The organism is Arthrobacter sp. 2YAF22_2, from assembly GCF_052114645.1.
GTDB lineage: Bacteria > Actinomycetota > Actinomycetes > Actinomycetales > Micrococcaceae > Arthrobacter.
In genome coordinates this window covers 1-5,560 of the sequence record NZ_JBFRFD010000233.1, presented here as the reverse complement: position 1 = coordinate 5,560, position 5,560 = coordinate 1, and the positions used below count along the sequence as shown (strand labels likewise).

Here is a 5,560-nt window from a genome sequence, read left to right as displayed (position 1 = left end):
CGGTTCCAGGGGTGCGGTCCTTGTAACGGCCGACGGCGCGTGGCTGGCCACGCACCCGCCGGTCAAGGCGGTCAGCACGGTCGGCGCGGGCGATTCCTCGCTGGCCGGCTACCTGCTCGCCTCCGACCAGGGCGCCGCCCCGGCCGATTGTCTGCGTCAGGCGGTGGCCCATGGTGCCGCCGCTGCCTCCTTGCCGGGCTCCACCGTCCCGGCAGTTCACCAAACCACGCCCGATGCCGTTACCATCACGGCCCTGAAGAAGGATTGACAGTGACCCAGCTCATTACTACCGAACTGGTCGAGCTCGACCAGAATCTGGGCAATTCGCCCGAAGACGTGATCCGGCACCTGGCCGGCAGAGTTGCGGCCAACGGACGCGCCACCGAAGTCGAGGGGCTCTTCGCCGACGCCTTCGCCCGCGAGTCGAAGACCGCCACCGGCGTACCGGGCGGCATCGCGATCCCGCATTGCCGCTCGACGGCGGTCCTGGAGCCGACGCTGGCCATGGCCCGACTGTCCCAGCCGGTCGACTTCGGCGCCAAGGACGGCCCGGCGGACCTGGTATTCTTCATCGCCGCACCTGAGGGCGCGGACCAGGAGCACCTCAAGCTGCTGTCCAGGCTGGCCCGCTCCCTGATCAAGAAGGACTTCACCGGAGCCCTGCGGGCCGCGTCCTCGCAGGCCGAGGTCGTGGAACTGGTCGAAGCCGCCCTGGCTGACAAACCCGCCGCTGCCACCCCGGCCGAAGCCAGCGTGCCGGCCGCGCCGGTCACCGCCGGCGCTACAGCCGCGGGAGCCGGCGCCCCGCGCACGAAGCGGCTCGTCGCCGTCACCGCCTGCCCCACGGGCATCGCCCACACCTACATGGCGGCCGACTCCCTCGTGGCGGCGGCCAAGGAAATGGGCGTCGACCTGCAAGTGGAGACCCAGGGTTCCTCCGGAGCGAAGGCCCTGGACCCGGCCGTGATCGCCGCGGCCGACGCCGTCATCTTCGCCGTCGACGTCGATGTGCGCGGCAAGGAGCGGTTCGCCGGCAAGCCGGTCATCAACGCCCCGGTCAAGCGGGGCATCGACGAGCCGGAGAAGATGGTCCAGGAGGCCCTCGCCGCGGCCGACAATCCCAACGCCCGGCGTGTGCCGCACTTCGGCGCCGAGGAACAGGCCCAGCACGACGCCGAGGAAAAGGGCGAGCACATCGGCCAGAAGCTTAAGAAGGCGTTGCTCACCGGCGTCAGTTACATGATCCCGTTCGTCGCCGGCGGCGGCTTGCTGATCGCCCTCGGCTTCCTCATGGGCGGCTACCTGATCACCAAGTACGCGGACAACATCGTGGTCCAGAACAGCCTCTTCAACCTGCCCACCGAGTTTCCGGACAACGCCTGGGGTCCGCTCGGCGCCTACCTCGGTGCCGTGCTGTTCAAGATCGGCGCGCTGTCGCTGGGCTTCCTGGTACCGGCGCTGGCCGGCTACATCGCCTACGGCATCGCCGACCGGCCGGGCATCGCACCGGGCTTCGTCGCAGGCGCCGTCGCGGGCTTCATGGGCGCCGGCTTCCTGGGCGGCATCGTCGGCGGTCTGCTCGCCGGTTACATCGCGCTCGTGATCGGCCGGCTCCAGGTGGCCCGTTGGCTGCGCGGTTTGATGCCGGTGGTTATCATCCCGCTGCTGGCCTCGTTGGTCGCCTCCGGCCTGATGTTCATCATCCTGGGCGGACCGATCGTTGCCATCACCAAGGGTCTGAACACCTGGTTGTCCGGCCTCACCGGCGCCAGCGCGATCGCCCTCGGTGTGATCCTGGGCCTGATGATGTGCTTCGACCTCGGTGGCCCGGTCAACAAAGTCGCCTACTCCTTCGCCGTCGCAGGCCTGGGCGCCGCCAGCATGGACAACCAGGCGCCATGGCAGATCATGGCCGCGGTCATGGCTGCCGGCATGGTCCCGCCGCTGGCGATGGCCCTCGCCTCGACGGTGCTGGACAAGCAGCGCTTCAGCCTGGCCGAACGTGAAAACGGCAAAGCCGCGTGGTTGCTGGGAGCCTCCTTCATCTCCGAAGGTGCCATCCCCTTCGCCGCCGCCGACCCGCTGCGCGTCATCCCCGCCAGCATGCTCGGCGGTGCGGTCACCGGCGCCATCTCGATGGCGGCCGGCGTCGGGTCCAAGGCACCGCACGGCGGGCTCTTCGTCTTCTTCGCGATCGACAACTTCCTGATGTTCGTCGTCGCGATCGCCGTGGGCACCGTGATCACGGCCCTGTCGGTGATCGCGCTCAAGCGCTGGGCAGTCAAGAAGACCGTTGATACGGTTGAACCGGTTCCCGTAACCGTCTGAGCCGGTCCGCGACAGACCTTCCAAGCTGATCATCCAAAGCTGAATTCAAGGAGCAGAAATGACCGAACGTAACGCCACCATTGCCAGCCGCGTGGGGCTGCATGCCCGCCCGGCCGCCATCTTCGCCGAGGCCGCAGGCGAGTTCGATCTCGACATCACCATCGCGCGGCTCGGCGAACCCGAGGACGAGGCCATGGACGCCGCCAGCATCCTGTCGCTGATGAGCCTGGGCGCATCGCACGGCGAGGTTGTGGTGCTGCGGGCCGAGGGCGAYGGCGCCGACGCCGCCCTCGACCGCCTGGTCCAGATCCTTGAGACGGACCACGACGCCGAATAGCAGTACCCCCTGCACGGCCGCAGGCCCGTCGCCCCTCTCGGGCGGCGGGCCTGCGCGGTTCCCGAGGGACATGCCCAATCTTCATCTCCAACCCGGTGGGACATGCCAAGCCGCTGCCAAAGCGGTGGGACATGCCCGGTCGCAGCCGCGGCTGGTGGACATATAGGCACTATGTCCAGTCGCGGGTCGGCCCGGAGGGCATGTCCGGTGGACCCTCCCAGCCTGGCAGGACATGCTCAATCTTCGCTGCCGGCCCCGTGGGACATGCCCAGTCTTGGCCGCGAATGGTGGACATATAGGCACTATGTCCAGTCACGGGTCGGCCCGGAGGGCATGTCCGGTGGACCCTCCCAGCCTGGCAGGACATGCTCAATCTTCGTTGCCGGCCCGGTGGGACATGCCCAGTCCCCGTTGCCAACCCCGTGGGACATGCCCAGTCCTGGCCGCGGCTGGTGGACATATGGGCACTATGTCCAGTCGCGGGTCGGCCCGGAGGGCATGTCCGGGTGGACCGCGTAAGTGCGACTGCCACCAGCCCCGCTCCGCACCACCACGCTCACGGGCCGGTGATGTGCATGCTTGTCACGGCCAGCAGGCGCCGATAGTTTGGAACCGCGGCGCCGGCATGGATTGCCGCAGGAACCGCGTCCCCGCCCCGAAGGAGATCACCCCGTGGCAAGCGTGCAGGAGAGCATCGAAGTCGACGTCCCGGTATCCACCGCGTACAACCAGTGGACCCAGTTCGAGACCTTTCCCGAGTTCATGAAGGGGGTCGAAGCCGTCGAGCAGATCGACGAGACTTCCCTCCAGTTCCACACCGACATCGCCGGCGTGCGGCGCGAGTTCCTGGCCCAGATCACCGAGCAGACCCCGGACCGCAGGATCGCCTGGGTCAGCGCGGACAAACCCCGCAACGCCGGCACCGTCACCTTTGAATCCCTCGGCTCCGAGCGCAGCCGCGTCAACGTCGAACTCGAGTGGGAACCCGAGGGCGTGCTGGAAAAAGCCGGTTCCGCCGTGGGTGCTGACAGCCGGCAGGTCAGCGCGGACCTGGGCAGATTCAAAGAGTTCATCGAGTCACGCGGCATCGAAACCGGCGAGTGGCGCTCCTCCGTTGACCGCGGCGAGGTCGACGACGTCGATCCCGCTGCCGAGGGACCGCGGTAGCCATGGCCACCAAGAAGGGGGCGCCGCAGGGTTCCGAAAGCCCGAGCATCAAGGACCCCGAACTCTACGAAACGCTGCTGGAGGATGGCGCGTCGAAGCAAAAGGCAGCGCGCATTTCGAACGCCGCAGCCAAGCGCGGCCGCTCCTCCGTGGGCCGCAAGGGCGGCAAGTCCGGCGACTACGAGGACTGGACCGTGCCGCAGCTGAAGGCAAAGGCCAAGGAGATCGGCCTTAAAGGCTACTCGGCCAAGAAAAAGGGCGAACTGATCTCCGCTCTGCGGAATTCCTGAACAATGGCGGCGGCCCCGCGGGCGAAGAACCCGCGCACGGGCTCAGGCACCCTTGCGTGCCTCCTTCGGGGCAGCCGCCTTGGACGCGCTGGTTTTCGCCGCGGAAGTTTTCGCAGCAGCGGTCTTCGCCGCGGGAGCCTTCGCAGCAGCGGACTTCGCCGCGGGAGTCTTCGCGGCGGCCGTCTTCGCGGTGGACCTGGTTGCGGTTTTCGGAGCAGGCTTGGTAGCAGCGGTTTTCGCCTTGCTGCCGGCTGCGCCACCGCCTCCGTCGCTCACCCCGACGCCGCCGGACGCCGCGCCGCGTTTGCGCTCGATGCTGCGTTTGAGCGCATCCATCAGGTCGATCACCTCACCGGTTCCCGCCTCCGCCGCCGGAGCACCGAAGGTCTCCTCCGTGTCCAGCGACTCGCCCTGCTCGATCTTGGCGTCGATCAGCTGCCGAAGCTGCAGTTGGTAGTCGTCCGTGAACTGCTCGGGTTCGAAGTCGGCCGCCATCGAGTCCACCAGGGCTGCGGACATCTCCCGCTCCTGCGCCGAGATACGGACGCTGGTTTCGAGCGCGGGGAAGCTCGCCTCGCGCACCTCGTCGGCCCACAGCAGCCCCTGCAACACCAACACGTCGCCGCGGATCCGCAGCGCCCCCAGCCGGGTCTTTTCCCGCAGCGCGAACTGCACAACCGCCACCCGGTCCGTGTCTTCCAGGGCGCGGCGCAGCAGCACATAGGCCTTGGGCGACTTGGCGTCCGGCTCGAGGTAGTAGCTTTTCTCAAACATCATCGGATCGAGCTGCTCGGCGGGCACGAACTGCACCACCTCGATCTCATGGCTGTTCTCCGCAGGGATCGACTTGAGTTCGTCGCGGCTGAGGATCACCGTGCGGCCATCGTCCTCGTAGGCCTTGTCGATGTCCTCGTAGTCGACGATCTTGCTGCAGATCTCGCACCGGCGCTGGTACCGGATCCGGCCGCCGTCGGCGTTATGGACCTGATGCAGGCTGATGTCGTGGTCCTCGGTCGCGCTGTAGACCTTGACCGGCACGTTGACCAGCCCGAACGCTATCGCGCCTTTCCAGATGGCTCTCATGGCTCAAGTGAACACCAGAGCCGGACGGAGGTGAAGTGTTTTGGCTGAGAGTAGGGAACGCGTGCGGGTTGACGGCCGGGAACTGGTGCTGACCAACCTGGACAAGATCATGTACCCGGACACCGGGACCACCAAGGCCGATGTCCTCGCCTACTACGCCGCGGTGGCGCCGGTCCTGATCCCCGCCGCGGCGAACCGGCCCGCCACCCGGAAGCGCTGGGTCCACGGTGTGGGGACCGCCGGGGCGCCGGGCGAGATGTTCTTCCAGAAGAACCTGGACCACTCCGCGCCGGGCTGGGTGCCGCGCGCCGCCATCACCCACAAGGAACGCACCATCCAGTACCCGCTGGTCAAC

At 67.7% G+C, this 5,560-nt stretch carries 7 protein-coding genes; 6 read left to right on the top strand and 1 reads right to left on the bottom strand.

Features of this window, described 5'->3' with window-relative positions; genetic code table 11:
* The 5 genes from AB4Y86_RS10870 to AB4Y86_RS10850 form a co-directional block, all read left to right on the top strand.
* On the top strand, window positions 1–268 hold a 268-nt coding region (locus AB4Y86_RS10870), incomplete at its 5' end, for a PfkB family carbohydrate kinase (protein WP_441402247.1).
* 2 nt (window positions 269–270) lie between these two features.
* Entirely contained in the window at window positions 271–2,328 is a 2,058-nt protein-coding gene (locus tag AB4Y86_RS10865) for a PTS fructose transporter subunit IIABC (RefSeq protein WP_441402246.1), read from the top strand.
* 58 nt (window positions 2,329–2,386) lie between these two features.
* Window positions 2,387–2,665, top strand: a complete 279-nt coding sequence (locus AB4Y86_RS10860; RefSeq protein ID WP_441402245.1) for an HPr family phosphocarrier protein — start codon at window positions 2,387–2,389, stop codon at window positions 2,663–2,665.
* 672 nt (window positions 2,666–3,337) lie between these two features.
* A complete protein-coding gene (locus AB4Y86_RS10855; protein WP_441402244.1) occupies window positions 3,338–3,832 on the top strand; it encodes an SRPBCC family protein in 495 nt (164 codons plus the stop codon).
* A 2-nt stretch (window positions 3,833–3,834) separates the two neighbouring features.
* Window positions 3,835–4,122, top strand: coding sequence for a DUF7218 family protein (locus tag AB4Y86_RS10850; RefSeq protein ID WP_441402243.1), 288 nt, complete (start codon window positions 3,835–3,837; stop codon window positions 4,120–4,122).
* Between the two features lie 42 nt (window positions 4,123–4,164).
* On the opposite strand, the gene ku is transcribed toward AB4Y86_RS10850, so the two are convergent.
* A complete protein-coding gene (gene ku / locus AB4Y86_RS10845; RefSeq protein WP_441402242.1) occupies window positions 4,165–5,205 on the bottom strand; it encodes a non-homologous end joining protein Ku in 1,041 nt (346 codons plus the stop codon).
* 40 nt (window positions 5,206–5,245) lie between these two features.
* On the opposite strand from ku, the gene ligD reads away from it, so the two are divergent.
* Window positions 5,246–5,560: non-homologous end-joining DNA ligase LigD (ligD, locus tag AB4Y86_RS10840; protein ID WP_441402241.1), on the top strand; the 315-nt coding region annotated here is incomplete at its 3' end.

Coding starts and splice junctions, on each gene's coding strand:
- AB4Y86_RS10850 (WP_441402243.1), top strand. CDS start 3,835: ATGGCCACCAAGAAGGGGGCGCCGCAGGGTTCCGAAAGCCCGAGCATC.
- ku (WP_441402242.1), bottom strand. CDS start 5,205: ATGAGAGCCATCTGGAAAGGCGCGATAGCGTTCGGGCTGGTCAACGTG.